We start from the raw sequence: 21282 nt of genomic DNA, 5'->3' as shown, positions 1-21282 counted from the left end.
GTGATGGGCACGGCGCGCGACCGGAATACCCTCAGACGCAACGCAACAGGAGGATAGCCATGCGACTGAAATCCCTCTCGATCCTGCTTTTTGCCGCCACGGCGCTCGGTGGCCTCGAAGCCCGAGCGGCGGGCGAACTCAACCTCATCTGCTCGGCCGACGTCGTTATGTGCGAGATGCTGCAAGGCGATTTCGAGAAAACCCACGACATCAAGGTGAACATGGTCCGACTGTCTTCCGGCGAGACCTATGCCAAGGTCCGGGCCGAGGCACGCAACCCGAAGACCGACGTCTGGTGGGGCGGCACGGGCGATCCGCAAATGCAGGCAGCGTCCGAAAATCTGACGCTCGAATACAAGTCGCCGGCCCTCGATCAATTGCATGACTGGGCGAAGAAACAGGCAGAAAGCTCGGGCTACCGTACGGTTGGTGTTTATGCCGGCGCGCTCGGCTGGGGCTACAACACCGACATCTTCATGGCCAAGGGCTATAAGGAGCCGGCCTGCTGGGCGGATCTGCTTCTCCCGGAACTCAGGGGCGAGATTCAGATTGCCAATCCGAACTCCTCGGGCACCGCCTACACCGCGCTCGCTTCGCTCGTGCAGATCATGGGCGAGGACCAGGCCTTCGACTACCTCAAGAAGCTGAATGCCAACGTCTCGCAGTACACGAAGTCCGGTTCGGCGCCGGTGAAGGCGGCCGCCCGCGGCGAGACCGGTCTCGGCATCGTCTTCATGCATGATGCGGTATCGCAAGCGGCCGAGGGCTTCCCCGTAAAGCCCATAGCCCCCTGCGAAGGCACCGGCTACGAGATAGGCTCCATGTCGATCATCAAGGGTGCGCGAAACCTAGACAATGCCAAGGTCTGGTATGACTGGGCGCTGTCGCCGGAAGTCCAGTCGCGCATGAAGGATGCGAACTCCTTCCAACTGCCGTCCAACAAGACCGCGGAAGTCCCGAAACAGGCCCCGAAGTTCGAGAGCATCAAGCTGATCGACTACGACTTCAAGACCTATGGTGATCCAGCCAAGCGCAAGGAGTTGCTAGCGCGCTGGGATCGCCAGATCGGCGCTGTCGCCAACTAAGCCGAACTCGGCGTGCCGCATCCGGGCGACAAGCCCGGATGTTCGGCTCCTCTGACAATTCCTACGTGACGAGAGCGAGGTTCGCCATGATGAATGGCAATCGCAGACTGGACATCGTCCTTGCTTTGGGGGCCGCGGCGCTGACGCTCGCCCCCTGGTACAGGATAGAGGGCGGCTTTTTCGGTTTCGGCTGGCTTGCCGAATTTCCTTCAGGTGCGGAGACGGCACCTGGATTGCTGCAGATTTTCACCCATGGCAGGACCTGGCTTGTCGGCGTCTTGCTGTTGTTCGCCGTCGCCTGCCTTGCTCGCGGCATGCGCCACCCGATCCAGCGTGGCCTGGCTCTGGCCGCCGTGGGCGGGCTGGGCCTCGTGTTCCTCGCCGCCCAGGGACTGGCAATCGGCTTTGCCGGCTGGACCTGGACGATCAGCGAAATCCTGTTCGGCGCGCTTTCGGAGGGCCAGCCATCCATGGGAGCAGGGGCGGCCTTGATGGCGCTGGTCTTCGTCCTGCTGTTTGCCTTCGGGCTCGCGGAACGCGGCGCGATGAAGGGGGATGCCTTCATCGTGGCATCGATTTCGACCCTCGTCTTCCTTGTCGCGGTGTTTGTCTTCTACCCGATCGGCAGCATGTTCGTCGGCGCTCTGCAGGAATTCGACGGTTCATTCAATCCGGATGGCTTTGTTAGGAACCTGCGGGATCCGGGGATCTGGAGCCTAGGCTGTATCCTTGGAGGCGAGGTTTGCGGGGTGGCGTGGCGCACCTTGTTCCTGGCGAACATGACCGCGCTCGGCTCGACCTTGCTCGGTCTCGCCTTCGCGCTCGTCGCCACGAGGACCCGCTTTCCGTTTAAGAAGGGTCTGAGGCTGCTAACGGTCCTGCCGATCATCACGCCGCCCTTCGTCATTGGCTTGGCGTTGACACTGCTTTTCGGCCGCGCCGGCGTGGTGACCGAGGCATTGTCGAGGCTGTTCGGCGTCGAGCCGGGCCGGTGGCTCTATGGGCTGACCGGCATCTGGATTGCTCAGGTCCTCTCCTTCACGCCGATTTCCTTCCTGGTTCTGATCGGAGTGGTCGAGGGTGTCAGCCCGTCGATGGAGGAGGCCTCGCAGACGCTACGGGCCGATCGTTGGCGCACCTTGTGCCGCGTCTCGCTGCCGCTGATGAAGCCGGGCCTGGCCAATGCCTTCCTCATCGGCTTCATCGAGAGCATGGCCGACTTCGGTAACCCGCTGGTGCTTGGCGGCAGTCACGGCGTGCTTTCAACCGAGATCTTTTTCGCCGTGGTCGGCTCACAGAACGATCCCGCCCGGGCGGCGGTGCTCGCCATCGTGCTCCTCTGCTTCACGCTCTCGGCCTTCCTGGCGCAGCGTTTCTGGCTCTCTGGAAAGAACTTCGCGACCGTCACCGGCAAGGGAGACAGCGGTGCCCATCTCGCCCTGCCACGCGGGCTGTCGATCGGCGTGCATGCGGTTGTGATTCCGTGGGTGGTCTTCACTCTGGTCGTCTACGGTATGATCCTTGTCGGCGGCTTCGTCAAAACCTGGGGCCTCGACAATTCACTGACGCTCGGCCATTACGCCCGTGCCTTCTCCGTCGGCTTCGAGAATGGTGGGATCGCCTGGACGGGGGTTGCCTGGAACTCCTTTTGGACGACGATGGAGATCGCGCTGATCTCGGCGCCGCTGACGGCGATCGTCGGCCTGCTCACCGCCTATATCATCGTCCGCCAGAAATTCGCCGGCCGCAATGTCTTCGAGTTTGCGCTGATGATGAGCTTCGCCATTCCCGGCACCGTCATCGGCGTCAGCTACATCATGGCCTTCAATCTGCCGCCGGTGGAGATGACGGGCTCGGCCCTGATCCTCGTCGCCTGCTTCGTCTTCCGCAACATGCCGGTGGGTGTGCGCGGCGGGATTGCCGCCATGAGCCAGCTCGACAAGAGCCTGGACGAGGCGTCGCTGACGCTCAGGGCGGGCAGCTTGCGAACGATCCGCAAGGTCATCCTGCCGCTGCTGCGGCCAGCCATCAACGCCGCGCTCGTCTATTCCTTCGTACGCGCAATTACCTCGATCAGCGCCGTCATCTTCCTCGTCAGCGCCGAGTACAACATGGCGACGTCCTACATCGTCGGCCTCGTCGAGAACGGCGAATACGGCGTGGCGATCGCCTATTCCTCCATGCTGATCGTCGTGATGATCACCGTCATCACCGGCTTCCAGTTTCTCGTCGGCGAGCGGCGGCTGCGCCGCCTCTCCCAAGCTTCACCCATTTCTGTCGGTCAGGAGAAAACCGCATGACCATCGTCAAACCCGGCTCCGTCGTTTTCGAGAACATCCGCAAGAGCTTCGGCACCTTCACCGCCATTCCCGATCTGTCGCTCACCATCGAGCCCGGCACGCTGGTCACCCTGCTAGGCCCCTCGGGCTGTGGCAAAACCACGACGCTGCGCTTGCTCGCCGGCCTCGAACACCCGACCTCGGGCCGCATCCTGATCGGCGGCAAGGACGTGACGATGCTGCCGGCCAATGCCCGCGACGTCTCGATGGTCTTCCAGTCCTACGCGCTCTTTCCGCACATGAGCGCGCTCGACAACGTCGCCTACGGTCTTGAGTCCTCCGGCCTGAGCAAGAGGCAAGCACGAGCGAAAGCGGATGACGGCCTGAAGCTCGTCGGCCTTGCCGGCATGGGCGAGCGCCTGCCAGCCGAGCTTTCCGGCGGTCAGCAGCAACGCGTGGCGGTTGCCCGCGCGCTGGTTCTTGAACCGCAGGTGCTGCTCCTCGACGAGCCGCTCTCCAATCTCGATGCGCGGCTGCGTCGCAAGGTCAGGACCGACATCCGCGAACTGCAGCAGCGGCTCGGCTTCACCGCCGTCTATGTCACGCATGACCAGGATGAGGCACTCGCCGTGTCCGACCGGATCATCGTGATGAAGGATGGAGAGATCAGTCAATCCGGTACGCCGCGTCAGCTTTACGAAGCCCCGGCCTCGCCCTTCATCGCCGATTTCATGGGCGAGGCGAATGTCGTTGCCTGCGAGATTGTCGGTACCGACGGCGAACAGACGATCGTGCGAGTCGGCGGTCTCGAACACCGCCTGCAGGGACGCAACGCAAAGCCAGGCGCAGCCAAGCTCGCCATACGGCCGGGCGCAATCACGCTGGACGCCCACAACGGGACGGGCATCAAGGGGCGCGTGTTGCATTCGGCCTATCTCGGCGATCATATCGAATACGAGGTGGAAACCGATGTCGGGTCCTTGTTCATCGTCGACCATGCCGTCGATCGTGGCTTTTCGCCCTACGCCGATGTCACGCTCGGCTTCAAAAACCGTGGCGTTGCGCTGATCACTGCGTAAACTTCTCCCATTCGGAAGGAAAAATAGCATGAGCATGGATGAAGCGGGGCTTGATCGGCGCTTTGCACTGGCGCAATCAATCGCCGAGGAAGCGGGAGCGCTCGCGCTCGACTACTTCAACAAGCGTGAGACGCTGGTGATCGAGACCAAGCGCGATCCGCAGGATGTCGTTTCGATAGCTGACCGCGATGTCGAGACGATGATCCGGAGTCGCGTTGCCGCGGAGCTTCCGGAAGATGGCTTCCTCGGAGAGGAATTCGGTCATGCGGAGGGCGATTCCGGCTATACCTGGATTGTCGACCCGATTGACGGCACCGCACCCTTCGTCAACGGCATGTCGACCTGGTGCGTGTCGATCGCGGTGTTGCATGATGGCATCCCGGTCATCGGGATGATCCATGTGCCCTGCCATGGCGAAGTCTATGCTTCGGCTGCCGGTAGAGGCGCGAGCCTCAACGGGAGCAAATTGAGCCTTGACCCGTCTCGTACGATCCAGAACGCCATCACCGGCATTGGTTGCAACAACTTTGTCGCACCAGAGCGGGTCGGCCAGGTCATTGCCGCGCTGCTCGCGATGGGTGGCAACTTCGTCCGCAATGGCTCAGGAGCACTGATGCTTGCCTATGTCGCGGCTGGTCGACTCGTCGGCTACTACGAGCCGCACATGCGTGCTTGGGACTGCATGGCCGGTTTGTGCCTCGTCAAAGAAGCCGGCGGCGCCTACCTGTCCTTTCCAACCGAGCGCGAATCGTTGCTGGAAGGTCATCCGGTGCTCGCCAGCAATCTGAGTGTCTATGCCGATCTGCTGGCGCTTCATGGCTGAAGTACGCCTGTCGCTCGAACGGTTACCAGCCACCTCACGGATCAGGTGACAAAATCAAACCCCGATCACCCTGCGGAGCGGTCGTCCACCCAATGGCCTGGATGACTCCAGTTGGTAGAGGTTAGCCGTTCCTCATCGCGGGATGTTCCCTTCTGCGCAAGAGATCGCGTGGTGCACCGATCGGGGCGCTCGGCGCATGCGAGAAGCGCGCCTCTTGCGGTGGGCGCCTTACAGCGGCTCTAATAGGCAGCGGGAACCGTCGGGTCCCTGGATGGAACGCGACGGTTCCAACAACTGAAGCGCGGAACATTCGCCGGAGCATTGCGTGAAACACATCGTCCTGTTTTCCGGTGGCAGCGCCTGTCGTGCCATCAACATTGCGCTCTGCGGTAAGGCTCACGTGACCCGCATTGTACCCGCCTGGGATAGCGGCGGAAGCTCCAAGGTGATTCGTGAGAGGATTGGACTCCTAGCCGTGGGGGATCTGCGCCAGGCGCTGATGACGATGGCGCACGGCGAAGGCCGCGCGGGAGACGTCGTAAAGATCTGCAACGCTCGCCTCTCAAGCAATCTTGGCCAGGAAGGTGCGTTATCGGAATTCCTCTACTATTCGGAGGGCAGGCATCCGCTTCTCGAGCGTGTGGAACCCGGGTTGAGAGGCGCTATTCTCAATTATCTAAAGACATTCGCCTCCACGGTCGGAAGGGATTTTGATTTTAGAAATGGAAGTATCGGCAACTTCATTCTCGCGGGCGCATGCCTAGCGCACAACGGCGACGTAAACACGGCCGTTTTTGTGTTTCGCAAACTCTGCAGCATCGTGGGCGACGTCTGGACCTCGTCTTTGGACAGCGACCTGGTGCTCAGCGCTACGCTCAAAGACGGCAAGATAATTGAGCGTCAGGATGCGATCACCAGGCTCGCTGACGAAGATGCGAAGATAGGCATTGCCGATGTGCAACTCTCGACAAAATCTGGGGCGCAACCGCGGGCAAATCCAGTGGTGCTCGAAGCCCTCGCCAACGCAGACCTCGTCGCCTTTGGACCGGGTAGCTTTTACACGAGTTTACTACCGCACCTGCAAATCGCAGGAATCGCCAAGGCCCTTTCGCATGTGGACTGCCCCCGTGTCTGGATCGGGAATATCCTGCAATGCAAAGAGACAACGGATAGGACACTGGGCGATCTCCTGAATGCCGTTTCCGACCAATGGCACAAAGAGCAAACGTCCTGCCGCCCCCTCTTGACGCATGTCATGGCCAACCGCGTTTTCTTTCCATTTGAGAAGACCGTCGGGTTGTTCCCCTATCTCTCGCATGCGATGAACTCATCCGATCAATACAAGGTGATCACGGGCGAGTATGAGGACGCCTGGACCCGGGGCCAGCATGACGGCGAGGCCGTTGCAAGCGTGTTGCTCGACCTCGTCGGCGGATAAAACAGGCATCGTTACATGGTCGACAAGATGAGGACCCGAGGAACATGACCAGCAGGACGCCGAAGCGGGCGCTCAGCGAACCGGTGAACCTGCATAGCGACGCGGATACGCGTCGCTATGCCAAGGAGGCGGTGCGGGTATTTCTGAAAGCCTATGGTAGCGGACCTTCAAGCCGATGAATGTCGGCGACTGTGCCTTTTCAGGCAAAAGCAGACAATCCCTTCTCCACCCATCTCAGACAAAGGGAAAGCACTCGGCGGTGGCTGTCCCCGGAAGCTTGCCATTAGCATGCTCAGGCCGGAGAAGTGTTCAACGATGCCCAGTTTCTTCCTCAGAGCAACGCGACCGGAACGGCAGGACGTATGGTTCAAATTTTCATCGTTATCCCACAGTATTAAACAGAACCTGTCGTAAAGACGAAGTGCTTTGAAAAGGAATGAAATGGGCCGCCAAAACACATTCGATGGTTTGTCCGAGTTTTTGGCTATTGCAAAGCGGCAGAGCGTCCGAAAAGCTGCGCTTGACCTTGAAGTGACGCCGGGCGCGATCAGCCAAGCGCTGCAGAAGCTTGAGCGGCGTCTTGGAGCCCCGCTCTTCCACCGCACGACACGGCGGATATCATTGACGGAGGCAGGGGAGACCCTGCTTGCGAAAATTGCCCCTGCAGCGCAACTCATCGAGACGAGCCTGGGGGAGACGCTCCAGCATTCAAACGAACCGTCCGGCACCTTAAAACTTATTGTCGAGCGCCTTGCGTTGCCCCATGTCATAGAGCCGATACTACCGGCTTTTCGCGAAGCCTGGCCGAACGTGAAGGTCGATATAACTGTAAGCAACACGCATGGTGACTTTATCGCCGACGGTTACGATGCGGGCATCCTCATCGGATCATATATCGCCAAGGAGATGATAGCGGTGCGGCTTTCGCCGCCCTTCAAATGGGCGGTCTTCGGATCACCTGACTACTTCATGCATAACGGCCTTACGTCAGTTAGGATGTCACAGAATACGCGCGCGAGACACTTCCACGAACGTTAAGGCTAGTTGCCTTGGGTGACGAACCGCATACCTGCTGCGGACATCCGGCTACCTGCTACGACTGGCATAGCCTAAAGGGCCAAAAAGTTACTGTCGCGAATTTGGGAGTTATGCAACCTAACAGTCATAGGTTCGCCGCGAGGGAAGCTGATAACCTCGTCTGGCAAAGGCCAGTCGGCGATAGTTTCCGGCTCGTCATCCCCATCAACAGCAGCGGTCCTGAGCCGTGAAGCGAGATGGTCTAATGTTGCTCTCGCCTGGGAAGACAACTCGGTTGAATTGGGGGAGAGGTCCTTCGAGAGACCCCAGTAGTCCCATGGTTTCAGCTCTAGCTTACGCAGGGCTGCCACTTCTCGCAGCAGGCTTCCCGCGACGAACCACTCCCCCGCAAGGTTGAGGCTCGATACGCCAAATCGCGAGGCCAACTCCGGATCGCCCATGATCCGAAACCATGCCTCGCTTGCTGTAATGAACCGCTCGCTCGGCACATCCAGGGTGTCGAAAGAAACTCCCCCGATAGCCTCAAACTCCACATCAAGCCGTTTCCAACGCCTGCCGTCGTGCCATTCGCAAAGCCAATGATCTTCCCAATGGTCAGGCACCAGATAGTCCGCAAACCCGACACGAAGGCGAGCCGGGGTGCCGCGCTCCCGAAAACTACTCACCGCCATCATGGCAAAATCCCGGCATACGCCGCCCACCTTAGGCTGCGCGGCATCGCTTTCAAGCAGCTTGCGTTCCACGGCGACCGACAGAATTTCGGCCACGGAGCGAAGCTCCAGATCGGCTATTTGTTGAGGTTTGAAGCCCCGTTTTTTGGATTCAAACCCGCGAGGATGCTGCATGAATGAGCTAATCCACCCGGCGATCAGGTTCGGTTCGCCACCACCGCCCATCAACGTTTCGCGATACGGGCCGGGTTCCGAATAGATGCTTTGAGAAGCATAAAAGGTTCTGCGCATTGTCGTCCCTTTCCAGTTGAGGATTGAGACACGAGAAGAAGGGCAAATTTTCAAAAATTGTCAATCGGTGGGCTCAGGTCGCATTTGCGGGTCGGCGCGGCTGGCCATTGGCCGTCTCGATCGGCGTCAGCGATGCGAGGCTTGCCGGATTGCTGTGTATCGATCTCAAGGATGCATTACGCGCGCCGTAATGGCCCCCGGGGGCCAGAGTGAGTGACGTCTGCTTTCGGAAAGAAGCCACTGCGGCCCCGATGACCGATATAGGGCGCGAAGCGGTCATTCAACCTTGAAGACAGCAAGGTCTCCTCAGGGCCGATTGTGGCCGCTGATCGGGGTCTGGCCGTACGACTGCTGTTGGTCGACTCTTCGCGTTCAACACCGTCGAAGACGGGTGGATTGTCGCCATAGGAGCTTCGGTGCCAGAATGACCAGCATGCCGATGGAACGGACCTTCGCCCTGTCTCCAAATAACGACCGGGTGGCGACTTATGGGGGATCTGACCCTGAGGCGTCGGCTGGAATGAAGCGCGCGCCGGGGTGTCCCGGCAAAAGCTGGAGGTCGCTGACATCTTCCGAGCCTATGGTCCTGCGTGGCGGCGAGCCAATGCCGGGCATGTCAGCCTGACCCAGCTCAAGGTCATGGCGGCGATCGAAGCCTGCCGAACCGAGGCGCTCGGCGGGCATGTGGCTGCTTGCACCAAGTGCGGGCATAACCACATCGCCTATAATTCCTGCAAGAACCGCCACTGCCCGAAGTGCCAAGCACCCGCGGCGCGGGACTGGTTGGCCCGTGCCGAAGACCTTCTGCCGGTCGAGTATTTCCACGTGGTTTTCGCCCTGCGGGCCGAGCACCCAGATCGCTTACTGGAACAAGAAGGCTGTCTATGACCTGCTGCTTCGGGTATCGGCCGAGACGCTGAGCACCATCGCCGCCGATACCCGGCACCTTGGCGCGCGCATCGGCACAACCAGCGTGCTGCAATGTGCTGCCCGACGGTTCCCGCCGCATCCGCCACTACGGCCTGCTGGCCAGTGGGGAGCGCAAGACCAATGTCGCAACGATCCGCACTCTGCTTGGAGCGGAAACGGGCAAACAAGATGATCCGCCAGGCGCTGAGGCGATCCCGCTCACTCTGAGAGAGCCATGCCCCGCCCTTTTGCTTCTGACGTCAGCGCCGAAGTCCACAACACACGCCGCGGCCCCTTGCTTTCCCCCTAGGTCCCACCCAGCCTCCGCGGCTTCTCCTTCCAAGGTTTGTCAACGCGGGCCGCCAACGCCAGCGGCAGACGTCAAACTCCGGCCCGCATCGAAAAACCTTCAGGGATGCGAAGCGACCGGACAGCGGCTTTGCTGTGGTAAGTGGCGGCTCAGCTGAATTCGCCCGAATGTCTCCTTTCGCCGTTCCTGATCTCATGCGGGAAGATGCCGCGCAGGGCCATTCCGACTAGAGCCTCTATGATCTCTTCCATCGGCAGGGCGCCCGTCATGCCGCTGCCCGCCATCCGTTGCGAATGTGACGATATCCATCGCGATAGACCGCTTCGGGCGTCTCGGAGAAATCGCGCCAGACCTTCGTTGCGGCCGCAAGGTCCTTTAATGCACGACCGAAAGCCTCGATCGTCAGCCAGCCGTCATAGCCGCTCGCGCGTATCGCCTTGAAAGTCTCGGACCACGGGATGTTCCCGCGGCCCGGCACGCCACGGTCGTTCTCCGAAATATGGACGTGTACGATATGGTCCTTGTTGCGGGTAAAGGCTCCGATGGGATCAGCTTCCTCGATATTGCTGTGAAAAGTGTCGTACATGGCACGAATGTTGGGGTGCCCAATTGCATCGATATGGTCGGCCAGGTCGTCCATCGTATTGACGAGATAGCATTCGAAGCGGTTCAGCGCCTCGAGCGCTACGGTGAGGCCGCGTTTGGCAGCATGGTCCCCGACCGTGCGCTGCGAGGAAACCGACCGCTTTAGCTCCGCGGCGGTCGGCCCTGTGCCGGAGAACTGGCCGAGCGTGGAATGTAGCGGGCCGCTTAACGTGTCAGCGCCGAGGGCGACCGCGCAGTCGATGACCCATTGCATGTAGGTGATGCCGCGCCTGCGCGTCGCCGGATCAGGCGAGATCAGGTTCATGGAAGGGTTGCTCATGGCGGAGACGGCCGTGCGCTCCAGCCCTATCCTATCCAGCAGGGCGCCGAGCCGACGGTAGTCGTCGGGCGTGCCGTCGAAGATTGGAATCTCGACGCCGTCGAATCCCGTCGCCTTGATGTCGCGGAGTAGCGCCTCATGTTTCCGCCCGACGCTCGTCGTCCAGAGAAACATGCACATGCCGACCTTCATCGTCCCCTCCAGATTTTCGCCAGTGTTCGTGCGTCTCCCGTAGCAGTCTGGTCATACCAAAAGTGCAGACTTGGTCAAGCCGACAGTTAATATCCAGGAGACGCCGATCGACAAAAACCCCCGGAATCCGAAGAAACAAGGAAAAACGGCGCGAGGCGGGGCTTTGTGGATCGCTTGCGGGTGACGTTAAATTGCGATAGAGCTTCTTACGGGGAGAAATTGGCCAAACCAGATAGGGCGGACCGCAAGGAAAAGGTCCCCCGTCGGTGCGGGGGCAACGACAATTTGGGAGGACGTTTATGCACCTTTCGACGCACAACTGGATGCGGGCGGAGCCTCTCGCCGTCACGCTGAAACGCATCAAGAAATACGGCTACGAGAGCATCGAGATTTCAGGCGAGCCGGCCCAGTACGACGTCAACGACACTCGCGCGCTGCTCAAGGAACACGGCATTCGCTGCTGGGGTGCGGTGACGCTGACGCTCGGCGAGCGTAACCTCGCAGCCAAGGACGAGGGCCAGCGCGCAAAGTCGGTGGACTACGTGAAGAGCGTCATAACGATGGTGAGCGAACTCGAGGGCCAAATTGTCACCCTCGTACCGGCGACCGTCGGCAAGGTCGTTCCAGATGGCACCCAGGAGGATGAATGGAAGTGGGTCGTGGATGCGACGAAGGAATGCTTCGCCCATGCCCAAAAGAAGGGCGTCCGCTTGGCAATCGAGCCGCTCAACCGGTTCGAGACTTATCTCTTCAACCGTGCAGCCCAAGCGCTTGCGCTGGCCGAGGCGGTCGATCCCGATTGCGGCGTTTGCCTCGATGCCTTTCACCTCAACATCGAAGAGGAGGACATGTATGAGGCGATCAGGCTCGCCGGGAACCGGCTTTTCGATTTCCATGTGGCTGATAACAACCGCTTTGCGGCAGGTCTTGGCCATCTCGACTGGCCGAAGATCGTCGCAACTCTGAAGGAGATCGGTTACGACGGCGCGCTCACCAATGAGTTCGTGGCGCCGGTCGACCGCACACCGGCGGCGAAATATCCCGACATGGTCGAACGCAATCCGGTCGATATCCCGCCGGAGCAGCTGAAGTTCATCCAGGACCACGGATCGAGCCTGCTGACAGAGAGGTTCTACGATGACCAGATGCGGATTACCGCCGAGACCATCCTGCCGCTGATCAAGTGAGGCCCGGTCCGAGCATGCCCTGCGGCCGGCGCGCCGCGAGGTTGGGGAGTTTGAAATGCGTATCAAGACGGTCCAAGCCTGGTGGGTTCGCATACCGATCGAAGCGAGCCGGCAGCACCGCAGCGATTTCGGACGCCTGACAACCTTCGACGCGGCGATCCTGCGCATAGAAACAGATGACGGAATCGTAGGGTGGGGTGAAGGCAAGAATGCTGCAGGCAGCGCCGGCACTTACGGCACGCTGGTGCACATGCTCAACCATGAGGTGGGCCCGCGGCTCGTCGGCCGCGACGCCGCCGACATCTCCGCTACCTGGGAGATGCTTTATAACGGGGTGCGTCACGAAACAGCGGCGATGTCGGGGCATGCGATGCCGGAACTCTCGCGCCGGGGCCTCTCCATTGCCGCGATCAGTGCCGTCGACATCGCATTGTGGGACATTCTCGGCAAGTCGCTGGGCGTGCCGGTGTGGAAGCTTCTCGGCGGGCGCAAGGCGAGCCGGTTGCCTGCCTATGCATCCGGCGGCTGGGAGAACGCCGAAAAGATCGGCGGCCAGCTGCAGTCCTACATCGCCAATGGCGGTTTCAAGGCGGTCAAGATGAGGGTCGGCGCAATGGACCGCGCGCCGCATGTCTCGGCCGCCCGTGTGCGTGCTGCCCGCAAGGCGCTGGGCCCCTCCGTGGATATCATGGTCGATGCGCATGGCACCTATACGGTTGCCGACGCGAAACGCTTCATCCAACTCGTCCAGGATTGCGACCTCGCTTGGTTCGAGGAGCCGGTGATCGCGGATGACAAGGCCGGAATGGCGGAAGTGCGCGCTGCTTCAAGGGTGCCGATCGCGGCGGGCGAGAGCGAGGCCACCCGTTTCGCCTTCCGCGATCTGGCGATGCTGCGCGCGGCTGATATCTTCCAGCCCGACCCGGCATTCTGCGGCGGCATCACGGAGGCAATGCGCATTGGTGTGATCGCCAGTGCCTTCAATCTCCGTTTTGCCCCCCATTTGTGGGCCGGTGCCCCTTGCTTCTTCTCGGGCCTGCACATCTGCGCTGCCTCTCCGGCAAGCTTTGTCATCGAATATTCCGTTGGCGCGAACCCGATGATCCACGATCTCGTCGAGGAGACTGTGGTTGTGAGGGACGGTATGATAGAGATTCCTGATAAACCCGGTTTGGGATTTACGATCAACGAGCGCGTCCTGGAGACTTACGCGCTAAGACTGTAACCATGAAAGAAAACAATCTGCTATCCGATCTAGCTGCCCATCTATTCACGAGTTCGAGCAGCAACGGGCGAACGCCATCGGAGCGAGAGCTCGCCGAGCACTTCGCCGTCAGCCGCGGGCAGCTTCGGGAGGCTTTGGCAATCCTGGAAGCCATGCGCATCGTGGAGCGCCGGGCGAAGTCGGGCATCTACCTGACGACAACGGAGGCGAGCGTCGAGGCGATCGCACTCTTTGCGCGTGCCGGCGTGCCACTGGACCCGATCGTGATCTACGAGACGGTGGAGCTCCGCAAGATCCACGAGATCAAGGCGGCGGAACTCGCCTGCGCGCGAGCGACGGAGGAGAACTACATACGCCTGCGCGAGATTCTCGCCGCCTCCGAGGCGAAGATCGCTGCAGGCGAGGGCCTCGCGCGCGAGGACCGGGATTTTCACCTGGAGATCGTTCGGGCGACGAAGAACAGCGTGTTTCACCGTGTCTGCAGCGTTTACTACACAATGGGCGAACAGCGACTTCCCATCTACTTCGCAGATATCGCCCGCAGCCGCCGCTCGCATCAAGAACATATCCGTATCTACGAGGCGCTGCTCGCACGCGACGGCAATCTCGCCCAGGCTTTGATGAATGCGCATCTACAGGGCGCGGAAAGCTACTGGAAGGGCCTCATCGGCGGACCAGCGACAGCCGCGGAATAGTCCCCGATCGGTAATGAGGAGGCCGATGAGTTTCATTTTCTCGACCCATCCCCTGCACCGCGACGCCGAGGCCATGCTGAAGGCGGCGGCCGATCTTCGCGTCGCGTCCGCTCCCGATCCCGAGACGCTGCTGCGTGAAGGCGAGGGTGCGGCGATCGTCATCGTGCGCGCGCCGATTCCGCCCGCCTTCTTCGAAGAAACAGCGGCCCTGCGCGCGGCAGTCCGGCACGGCGCGGGGCTTGACATGATACCCTATGACGCGGCCACGGCGGCCGGTGTGCTTATCGCCAACGTGCCGGCCGTCAATGCGCCGACTGTGGCGGAGCATGTCTTCATGGTGACGCTGGCGTTGCTGCGCCGGTTCCGTCCCCTGGACCGAGATCTCAGAAGCAGGGGGTGGGGTGCCGGGCGAGTCCACGCGGACAGAGCACTCGACCTCGCCGGCCGTACCATGGGCATCATCGGCATGGGCAACGTGGGAAAGGCGGTCTTCCGGGTCGCGAAACACGGGTTTGGCCTGGAGATCGTCGCCAACAGCCGCTCGCCCGAAAGCCTGCCTGGCGGTGTGCGGTTTCTTTCGGTCGACGATCTGGTTTCGACGTCGGACATCGTCGTTCTCTGTTGCCCGCTCACGCCCGAGACGACGGGGCTTTTGAGCCGCGAGCGGATTGCGGGCATGAAGCCGGGTGCGATCCTCGTCAACGTGGCGCGCGGTCCGGTCGTGGATGACGCAGCATTGATTGAGGCGCTGGAGTTGGGCCGCATCGGCGGCGCTGCCCTTGACGTGTTCTCTGCTCAGCCCCTGCCGCTCGAGCATCCTTACTTCCGGCTGGACAATGTGATCGTGACGCCTCACCTCGCCGGCATCACTGACGAAAGCATGATGCGCATGGGAACAGGCGCTGCGGCCGAAGCGATCCGCATTTTGAAAGGCGAGTTGCCTGTCAGCCTCCGCAACCCTGAGGTCGCCGAACACTATAGGCGACGGTTTCCGGCGTAAGGCAATGGGATTACGCCCGTTCCAGATGGGACACGCATTCCATGGTCGCGTGAATGACGGGCAAATGGGCGGGAGCCACGAGCAGGATGGAGCCGATCCCGGTGTCGCCGATGACGGGTCAACGGGCGTGGCGCAGGCTCATCCCGCTTCCCCCGTCGAAGAGCACGACCTTTTCCGGATCCCAGGAGAAGCGAACAGGCTCCTCGATCTCGAGGTCGGTCTGAGCAGGCACCGTCGCATGCAAGAAGTGGTTGCCTGTGCGAAGAGTGACGATCTTCTCGACCCCATGATTTTCGACGTCATGCACGCGGGCCTCGCCGGGGGCGCCGCTTTCTAGGAAGAGATCCTCGGGGCGGATGCCGAAGGTGAGGGGCCGTCCGTCAACCGCGGTGTCGAGCGCCGCGTCAAAAGGCAATCGGTAGCCTTGGTCCGCGATGGCCTCATTGCCCGCAAGCCTGCCGGAGATCAGGTTCATCGGCGGCGAGCCAACGGCGCGTGCAACGAAAGTGTTGACCGGATTGCGATAGATCTCCTGCGGCGTGCCGGTCTGAACGAGATGGCCGTTGTTGAGTACGCCGATCTTGTCGCCCATCGACATGGCTTCGATCTGATCGTGGGTCACGAAGAGAAAGGTTGCCCCGAGATTCATCTGGAGGTTCTTGAGCTCGGTGCGGAGCGCCTCGCGAAGTTTGGCATCGAGGGCGGAGAGGGGCTCGTCCATCAGAAAGACGCGCGGCTTGCGCACGATCGCCCGCCCGATGGAAACGCGCTGCATTTCGCCACCCGACAGGCGATCCGTCTTGCGGTCGAGCAGATGCTCAATGCGGAGAGTCTTTGCGACGCGGGCGACACGCTCCTTGATTTCGGCCGGTTCGACACACCGGATGCGAGACTTGAGCGGGAATTCGAGGTTCTCGCGGACCGTGTAGCGGGGGTAAAGCGAATACTGCTGCAGCACAAGCGCCACGTCGCGTTCGGCGGCGCCCCAGTCGGCGACATCCTCGCCGTCGATGAAGATCTGTCCGCCCGTCGGCTTTTCAAGCCCGGCAATCAGCCTGAGGGTCGTCGTCTTGCCGGCGCCCGTCTCGCCGAGCAGCACGAAAAACTCTCCGTCGGCAATTTCGAAACTGAGATCCTTCAGGGCGGTATGGCCTCCGAACGTCTTGGTGATGCCTTTGAGTTCAATGTGCGCCATCAGAGCCTGATCCCAAAAGATGTGCCGGTCGTGCTGTCAAAGAAATGCGCCTGGGTGGGATTAATTCGGGCCCAGACGGCCTCGCCTGGCCTGGCTACGAAGCCGCTTTTCGTCCTTGCCCGCAGCATCTGGGCACCAACCTGCAGGTCTACGATGTCATGCGAGCCGAGCGGTTCGATGATATGGGCCTCCACGGGCACGAAGCCCTCGCGTGCTTCCCGTGAAACGAGAACCCCTTCAGGTCGCACGCCGAGGGTGATATTGCCGTTTTTGACCCCGGCGGCAGCGAGTTGCGCCGTGAGACTGGAGGGAAGATCGAAGGCGGTTGAAGCACCTCCGACCTGGACGCGTGCATGCCCCGCATCCGCGGAAATCGTCACCTCAGCCATGTTCATGACCGGACTCCCGACGAATTGCGCGACAAACATGTTGGCCGGACGAGCGTAAACCTCATGGGGGGTGCCGACTTGCTGCAGGACTCCTTCGTGCATGACAACAATACGATCGGCGAGTGACATGGCTTCGACCTGGTCATGCGTGACGTAGATCGTGGTCGAGCCCTGTTTGATATGGAGCCGCTTGATTTCGGCGCGCATCTCTTCGCGGAGCTTTGCGTCAAGCGCGCCGATCGGCTCATCCATGAGCATCGCCTTGGGACGCCGAACGAGTGCTCGGCCGATCGCCACGCGCTGCATGTCGCCGCCTGAAAGAGCGGAGGGCCTTTTTGCGAGCAGGTGGGTGATCTGCAGTGTTTTTGCAACCGCCCGGACCTCGCGCTCAATATCCGCAGGGTTGCCGCGCGTGGCGCGGAGCGGGAAGGCGATATTCTCGAACACCGTCATGTGTGGGTAGAGCGAGAAGGACTGGAACACAAAGGCGATGTCCCGGTGCGATGCCTTCAAGTGCTGCACCGGCCGACCGTCGATGAGGATGTCGCCTTCATCGACCGTTTCGAGCCCGGCGATCGCGCGCAGTGTCGTCGTCTTGCCGCAGCCGGACTGGCCGAGTAGAACGATGAATTCGTTATCGGCTATGGCGAGATTGAGGTTCTTGATGACCTGAACGGCACCAAAGTGCTTTTCGATGCCGCGCAATTCAATCTGCGTCATGGATTCCTGCTCTCGTCAGTTTTCTGTTCCGGCGGGATCTTGGACGTGATCATGAAGGCAATCAGCCCGACTAACGTCATTGTCAGCCCGTAGCGATGGAGGAATAGGTTCCATGGCTGGCACAGCGCGATAATGCCTAATATCATCAGGAACTGTGAGCCTGGCTCAAGATACTTCCGGTTTATGGCACGAAAGGTCATTTGCGGATCGCTCCGAAACTCATGCCGCGCAGGAGATGGTTCCTGAGCAGGAAAGTGAAGATGGCGACCGGTAGCAGAAACAAGAAGGTACCTGCGGCAATGACGGTCCAATCCGGAAGGCCAGAGCCGACCTGGCTCGGGATGAAGGGCGGTGCCGTTTGCGCGCGCCGGTTCGTCATGATCAGCGCGAAAGCATACTCGTTCCACGCTGTGATGAAGCAAAAGACGGCGGTCGCGGCGATGCCTGTGGCAGCCTCAGGCAGCACGATCTTAAAAAACGCTTGCAGACGCGTGTAGCCGTCGACGAGCGCCGCTTCCTCATACTCCTTCGGAATCTCGTCGATGAAGCCTTTCATTAGCCAGACCGAGAAGGAGAGATTGAAAGCGGTGTAGAGGATGATGAGACCCCAATGGGTGTCGTTCAGCCCGACAGCCCGGTACATCAGGAACATTGGGATTGCCACGACCACGGGCGGCAGCATGCGTGTCGATAAGATGAAGAACAACAGGTCCGCTTCGCCCTTCATCTTGAACCGCGAGAAACCGTAAGCTGTGAAGGTACCCATGCTGACGGCGAGCACCGTTGAGGTGATCGCGACGATCAGCGAATTCATGAAGCGGTTGGGGTAACCGGATAGCTGCACCTCTCCGCGCCCCGAGCGCACCACCTTTTCACCCCCGTCGAAGACCAGCCGTTCCCACCATGGTGCGACGGCATAGTCTTCTGGCTCCGGTGCTGCACGCAGTTGAGAGCGCTTGGTGAAGAGCTTGACGAAGGGCGAGATCTCCGGCTCGAAAATGACCGTCGGCGGGATCGTCGTCGCGAGGTTGCGCGGTTTGAAGGCAGTAGACGTGATCCAGTAGATCGGGGCGAGGAAGAGCAGCGTGATGACAAGTACGGCGGCAATCGCCAGCCGATTTAGCGCGCGCTCGGAGCGAGTTTGGACGGCCGCCATCTCAGCGCTCCTTCACCCTATTGAGATACTTGACATAAATGTTGGTAATCGCGAGCACCATGATCAGCACTATGTAGGCGAGCGCGCAGGACCGGCCAGTCTGCCATTCCTGAAACGCCATCTTGTAGAGGCGAATCGAGATCACTTCCGTGGTCGGCTGGCTCGTGAGGATATAGGCGAGGTCGAAAGTCTTGAACGCCTCCATCGTGCGGAAGATGACCGCGATCATGAGGATCGGTGCCACGAGCGGCAGGGTAATGTGGAAGAAGGTGTAGAACGGTCCCGCCCGATCAATCGCCGCCGCCTCGTAAAGGTGCCTCGGTACGGCCGAGAGACCGGCGAGCGAGAGCAGCATCACGAAGGGGGACCACATCCAGATGTCGGTGATGGCGACGGCGTAGAGTGCCATGTTGGGATTCGCCAGCCATTCGAAAGAGCCGAGGCCGAGCGCGTAGTTGATGATGCCGAAGGATGGATCATAGAGCAGCTTCCAGAAGAGCCCGACCACCGCCATTGACAGCATCATCGGCAGCAGAAGCAGTGTTGTGATCAGACCCTTGAACGGAATCTCGCGGTTGAGCAGCATCGCCGTGCCGAAACCGACGACAACCTGACCGGTAACCGACACGATCACGTATTTCGCCGTAATGGCGAAGTTCGCCCAGATGAATGGGTCGTTCAGCAGTTCCCGGTAGTTCTGCAGGCCGACGAAGGCGGCCGGAGCGTTCGTCGAAGCACGAAAGTCGGTGAAAGAGTAGCCGAGAGAGTAGATCAACGGGAAGATGTTGAAGACGATCAAGAACAGGATCGTCGGAATGATGAAGAGATTGCGAATCTTGATGTCGCTCAAGCCCCGCGAAGCCGCGCGCGACTTCGAATCCAGCGATGTCATAACCACGGTGGCCAATGTGCTCCTCCTCCGAGAGCCCAGCGCCGGGCGCACTTGCGCCATTCTGTTGCGCATTTCAGGAGCGCGACGCCGCGTCCGCGCGAGTATCGTTCGGTGCCAAGTTGAAGAAGCGGGAGGGAGCCAGGCCCCTCCCGCGATGTCTTACCCGTTAGTGGCGGCCGTACTTTTTGAAGGTCGCGTTCCAGTCCTTGGCGAGAGCGTCGAGCGCCTCCTTTGCCGTGCCCTGGCCCGCCGTCACATAAGGATAGATGCGTTGATTCATCTGGATCAGCAGCTCGGCATATTCGGGCGTTGCCCAGAAGTCCTTCACCTTGAACATGGTCTCATAGAAGGCCTTGTTATAGGGCGTCGCGTTTTGGAACTCTTCCGACTCCAGCACCTTGGCGCTTGCCGTGTAACCGCCGAGTTCGGCCCAGCGCTTCTGCGTCTCGTCCTTGATGAACCACTCGAGGAATTTCATCGCCTCTTCCTTGTTTTCGGAATAGGAGACGATGGAAATGCCCTGGCCGCCGAGCGCGGCATACTGGTCGCCATTCGGGCCGGCCGGGTTGGCGAAGAAGCCGGTGACCTTCGCGTTCGGGTTCGATGCTTCATTGACCAGCGCCGGGAAGAAGGCGAAGTAGTTCATGCTCATCGCTGCCAGGTTTTCGGTGATCGCCTGGTTGTTCTCGACGAAGAAGGACTTGGCCCAGCCAGGAGGGGTGAAGCCGTAAAGCTCGCGGTAGGTTTCCAGAGCCTTGACGTTCTTTTCCGAGTTGATGATCCCGTCGACCTTGTAGGTGCTGTAGTCGCCGAGTTCTCCGCCGAAAGAGAAGATGGCGTTCTCTACGCCCATTACGAGACCGTCATAGGAGTTGTCGGTGTAGATCGCGATGCCGTAGCGCTTCTGGTCCGGACGATGGAAGAACTCGGCGATGTCGCGCAACTGCTTCCAATCCTTCGGCGGGGCGAGGTCATAGCCATACTTCGCCTTGAAGGCTTCCATCTCCTTCGGGTCTTCGAACCAGTCCTTGCGATAGGACCAACCGACCGCGTCGCCCTCAGCCGGAATCGACCAGTACTTGCCGGAGTTCGCAGGATACTCCGAGTAGTACTTCACCGTGGCAGGAGCCATCACCTCGTTCAGCTTGTGCTTATTGAAGAACTCGGTGAGGTCGACGTAGTGGCCGGCCTCCGATGCGGCGCCGATCCACTGCGAGTCGCCGACGACCATGTCATAGGCCGAGCCCTTGGCGTTGAATTCGGTGAACGCCTTCGTCTGGAAATCCGCCCAAGGGGTCGTTTCGACCGTGACCTTCACGCCCGTCTCGGCCTCGTATTCGTTGACGAGCTCCTGGAGATAATTGGCCGGATCCCACTCGGCCCAGAAAATCGTCAGTTCTTGCGATTGCGCGGATGTCCCGCTGGCAAACATTAAACTGATACCGGCCAACAAGCCGGCCACTGTCTTGCGCATGATACTTCCTCCCCTTTTGTACACGCCGCCGCCTTGCGGCGGTCCGTCTGTCAAATCCTCCTGATTGGCGCTTCTGCGGGCGGGGTCCTCCTCGACCCAACGTGCGTCGTGCCAGATTTCACGCCTAACGGGCCGCAGCACCAATCTGGTATTACCAAAGCTAGCGAGCGTCAAGGTCCCTGTCCCGTTGTCTAGATTTCAATTCGATGGTGCGCAGCCTGCCATGCCTGCCAAGCAGTTCAATTTACCCCCATCTTCTCCATCAGCAGCCATACATGTGTATAAGCTAAATTGGTTAAACCAGTTGCT

The 21282-nt window shown here is 60.5% G+C and carries 19 protein-coding genes and 1 pseudogene; 12 read left to right on the top strand and 8 right to left on the bottom strand.

Going from position 1 to position 21282, the window contains the following annotated elements; all coding sequences use genetic code 11:
* The first annotated feature begins 59 nt into the window (after nt 1-59).
* The 7 genes from CO664_RS14595 to CO664_RS14570 all read left to right on the top strand — a co-directional run bounded on the left by CO664_RS14595 (nt 60) and on the right by CO664_RS14570 (nt 7742).
* The gene (locus CO664_RS14595; protein WP_097539157.1) at nt 60-1085 is read left to right on the top strand and encodes an ABC transporter substrate-binding protein; all 1026 of its coding nucleotides are present in this window, start codon (nt 60-62) and stop codon (nt 1083-1085) included.
* Between the two features lie 86 nt (nt 1086-1171).
* A complete protein-coding gene (locus CO664_RS14590; protein ID WP_097539156.1) occupies nt 1172-3385 on the top strand; it encodes an iron ABC transporter permease in 2214 nt (737 codons plus the stop codon).
* Nucleotides 3382-4443: an ABC transporter ATP-binding protein gene (locus tag CO664_RS14585; protein ID WP_097539155.1), complete on the top strand. Its 1062-nt coding sequence runs from the start codon at nt 3382-3384 to the stop codon at nt 4441-4443. Before CO664_RS14590 ends, CO664_RS14585 begins: the two co-directional genes overlap by 4 nt.
* Before the next feature lie 28 nt (nt 4444-4471).
* Nucleotides 4472-5266, top strand: coding sequence for an inositol monophosphatase family protein (locus CO664_RS14580; RefSeq protein ID WP_097539154.1), 795 nt, complete (start codon nt 4472-4474; stop codon nt 5264-5266).
* Between the two features lie 325 nt (nt 5267-5591).
* Nucleotides 5592-6704: a gluconeogenesis factor YvcK family protein gene (locus CO664_RS14575; protein ID WP_097525682.1), complete on the top strand. Its 1113-nt coding sequence runs from the start codon at nt 5592-5594 to the stop codon at nt 6702-6704.
* A 44-nt stretch (nt 6705-6748) separates the two neighbouring features.
* Complete coding sequence (locus CO664_RS31580) at nt 6749-6883, top strand: hypothetical protein (protein WP_272938895.1); 135 nt, start codon at nt 6749-6751, stop codon at nt 6881-6883.
* 262 nt (nt 6884-7145) lie between these two features.
* On the top strand, nt 7146-7742 hold the full coding sequence (locus tag CO664_RS14570) for a LysR family transcriptional regulator (protein WP_245426454.1): 597 nt from the start codon (nt 7146-7148) through the stop codon (nt 7740-7742).
* A gap of 71 nt (nt 7743-7813) precedes the next feature.
* Here the strand turns inward: CO664_RS14570 and CO664_RS14565 are convergent, their stop codons facing one another.
* Complete coding sequence (locus tag CO664_RS14565; RefSeq protein ID WP_097539153.1) at nt 7814-8704, bottom strand: transglutaminase-like domain-containing protein; 891 nt, start codon at nt 8702-8704, stop codon at nt 7814-7816.
* Nucleotides 8705-9241: 537 nt separating this feature from the next.
* On the opposite strand from CO664_RS14565, the pseudogene CO664_RS14560 reads away from it, so the two are divergent.
* Nucleotides 9242-9683: pseudogene (locus CO664_RS14560) on the top strand (transposase zinc-binding domain-containing protein); the annotation flags it as partial.
* A 505-nt stretch (nt 9684-10188) separates the two neighbouring features.
* Here CO664_RS14560 and CO664_RS14555 read toward each other — a convergent pair.
* A complete protein-coding gene (locus tag CO664_RS14555) occupies nt 10189-11040 on the bottom strand; it encodes a sugar phosphate isomerase/epimerase (RefSeq protein ID WP_097539152.1) in 852 nt (283 codons plus the stop codon).
* 299 nt (nt 11041-11339) lie between these two features.
* Here CO664_RS14555 and CO664_RS14550 point away from each other — a divergent pair, with 299 nt between their 5' ends.
* From CO664_RS14550 to CO664_RS14535, 4 genes are read left to right on the top strand one after another with little or no spacing between them, the layout of a single operon-like run.
* The gene (locus CO664_RS14550; protein ID WP_037418639.1) at nt 11340-12227 is read left to right on the top strand and encodes a sugar phosphate isomerase/epimerase; all 888 of its coding nucleotides are present in this window, start codon (nt 11340-11342) and stop codon (nt 12225-12227) included.
* A 55-nt stretch (nt 12228-12282) separates the two neighbouring features.
* Complete coding sequence (locus CO664_RS14545; protein ID WP_097539151.1) at nt 12283-13452, top strand: mandelate racemase/muconate lactonizing enzyme family protein; 1170 nt, start codon at nt 12283-12285, stop codon at nt 13450-13452.
* 2 nt (nt 13453-13454) lie between these two features.
* Nucleotides 13455-14147 (top strand): FadR/GntR family transcriptional regulator, encoded by a 693-nt coding sequence (locus tag CO664_RS14540; RefSeq protein WP_037418645.1) that lies wholly within the window; start codon nt 13455-13457, stop codon nt 14145-14147.
* A 25-nt stretch (nt 14148-14172) separates the two neighbouring features.
* Nucleotides 14173-15147, top strand: a complete 975-nt coding sequence (locus tag CO664_RS14535) for an NAD(P)-dependent oxidoreductase (protein WP_097539150.1) — start codon at nt 14173-14175, stop codon at nt 15145-15147.
* A 118-nt stretch (nt 15148-15265) separates the two neighbouring features.
* Here the strand turns inward: CO664_RS14535 and CO664_RS14530 are convergent, their stop codons facing one another.
* The 6 genes from CO664_RS14530 to CO664_RS14505 all read right to left on the bottom strand — a co-directional run bounded on the left by CO664_RS14530 (nt 15266) and on the right by CO664_RS14505 (nt 20973).
* A complete protein-coding gene (locus CO664_RS14530) occupies nt 15266-16342 on the bottom strand; it encodes an ABC transporter ATP-binding protein (protein WP_037418651.1) in 1077 nt (358 codons plus the stop codon).
* On the bottom strand, nt 16342-17451 hold the full coding sequence (locus CO664_RS14525; protein WP_097525708.1) for an ABC transporter ATP-binding protein: 1110 nt from the start codon (nt 17449-17451) through the stop codon (nt 16342-16344). The genes CO664_RS14530 and CO664_RS14525 overlap by 1 nt, the downstream gene beginning before the upstream one ends.
* Complete coding sequence (locus CO664_RS31225; protein ID WP_037418656.1) at nt 17448-17651, bottom strand: hypothetical protein; 204 nt, start codon at nt 17649-17651, stop codon at nt 17448-17450. The genes CO664_RS14525 and CO664_RS31225 overlap by 4 nt, the downstream gene beginning before the upstream one ends.
* Nucleotides 17648-18607, bottom strand: a complete 960-nt coding sequence (locus tag CO664_RS14515; protein WP_097539149.1) for a carbohydrate ABC transporter permease — start codon at nt 18605-18607, stop codon at nt 17648-17650. The genes CO664_RS31225 and CO664_RS14515 overlap by 4 nt, the downstream gene beginning before the upstream one ends.
* Before the next feature lies 1 nt (nt 18608).
* Complete coding sequence (locus CO664_RS14510; RefSeq protein ID WP_097539148.1) at nt 18609-19514, bottom strand: sugar ABC transporter permease; 906 nt, start codon at nt 19512-19514, stop codon at nt 18609-18611.
* Between the two features lie 151 nt (nt 19515-19665).
* Nucleotides 19666-20973: an extracellular solute-binding protein gene (locus tag CO664_RS14505; RefSeq protein WP_097539147.1), complete on the bottom strand. Its 1308-nt coding sequence runs from the start codon at nt 20971-20973 to the stop codon at nt 19666-19668.
* Nucleotides 20974-21282: the final 309 nt, after the last annotated feature.

This window comes from Sinorhizobium sp. NG07B (genome assembly GCF_002532005.1).
Classification (GTDB): Bacteria; Pseudomonadota; Alphaproteobacteria; order Rhizobiales; family Rhizobiaceae; genus Sinorhizobium; species Sinorhizobium fredii_C.
The sequence above is the reverse complement of the archived record's forward strand: the minus strand, read 5'-3'. Positions and strand labels throughout refer to the sequence as shown.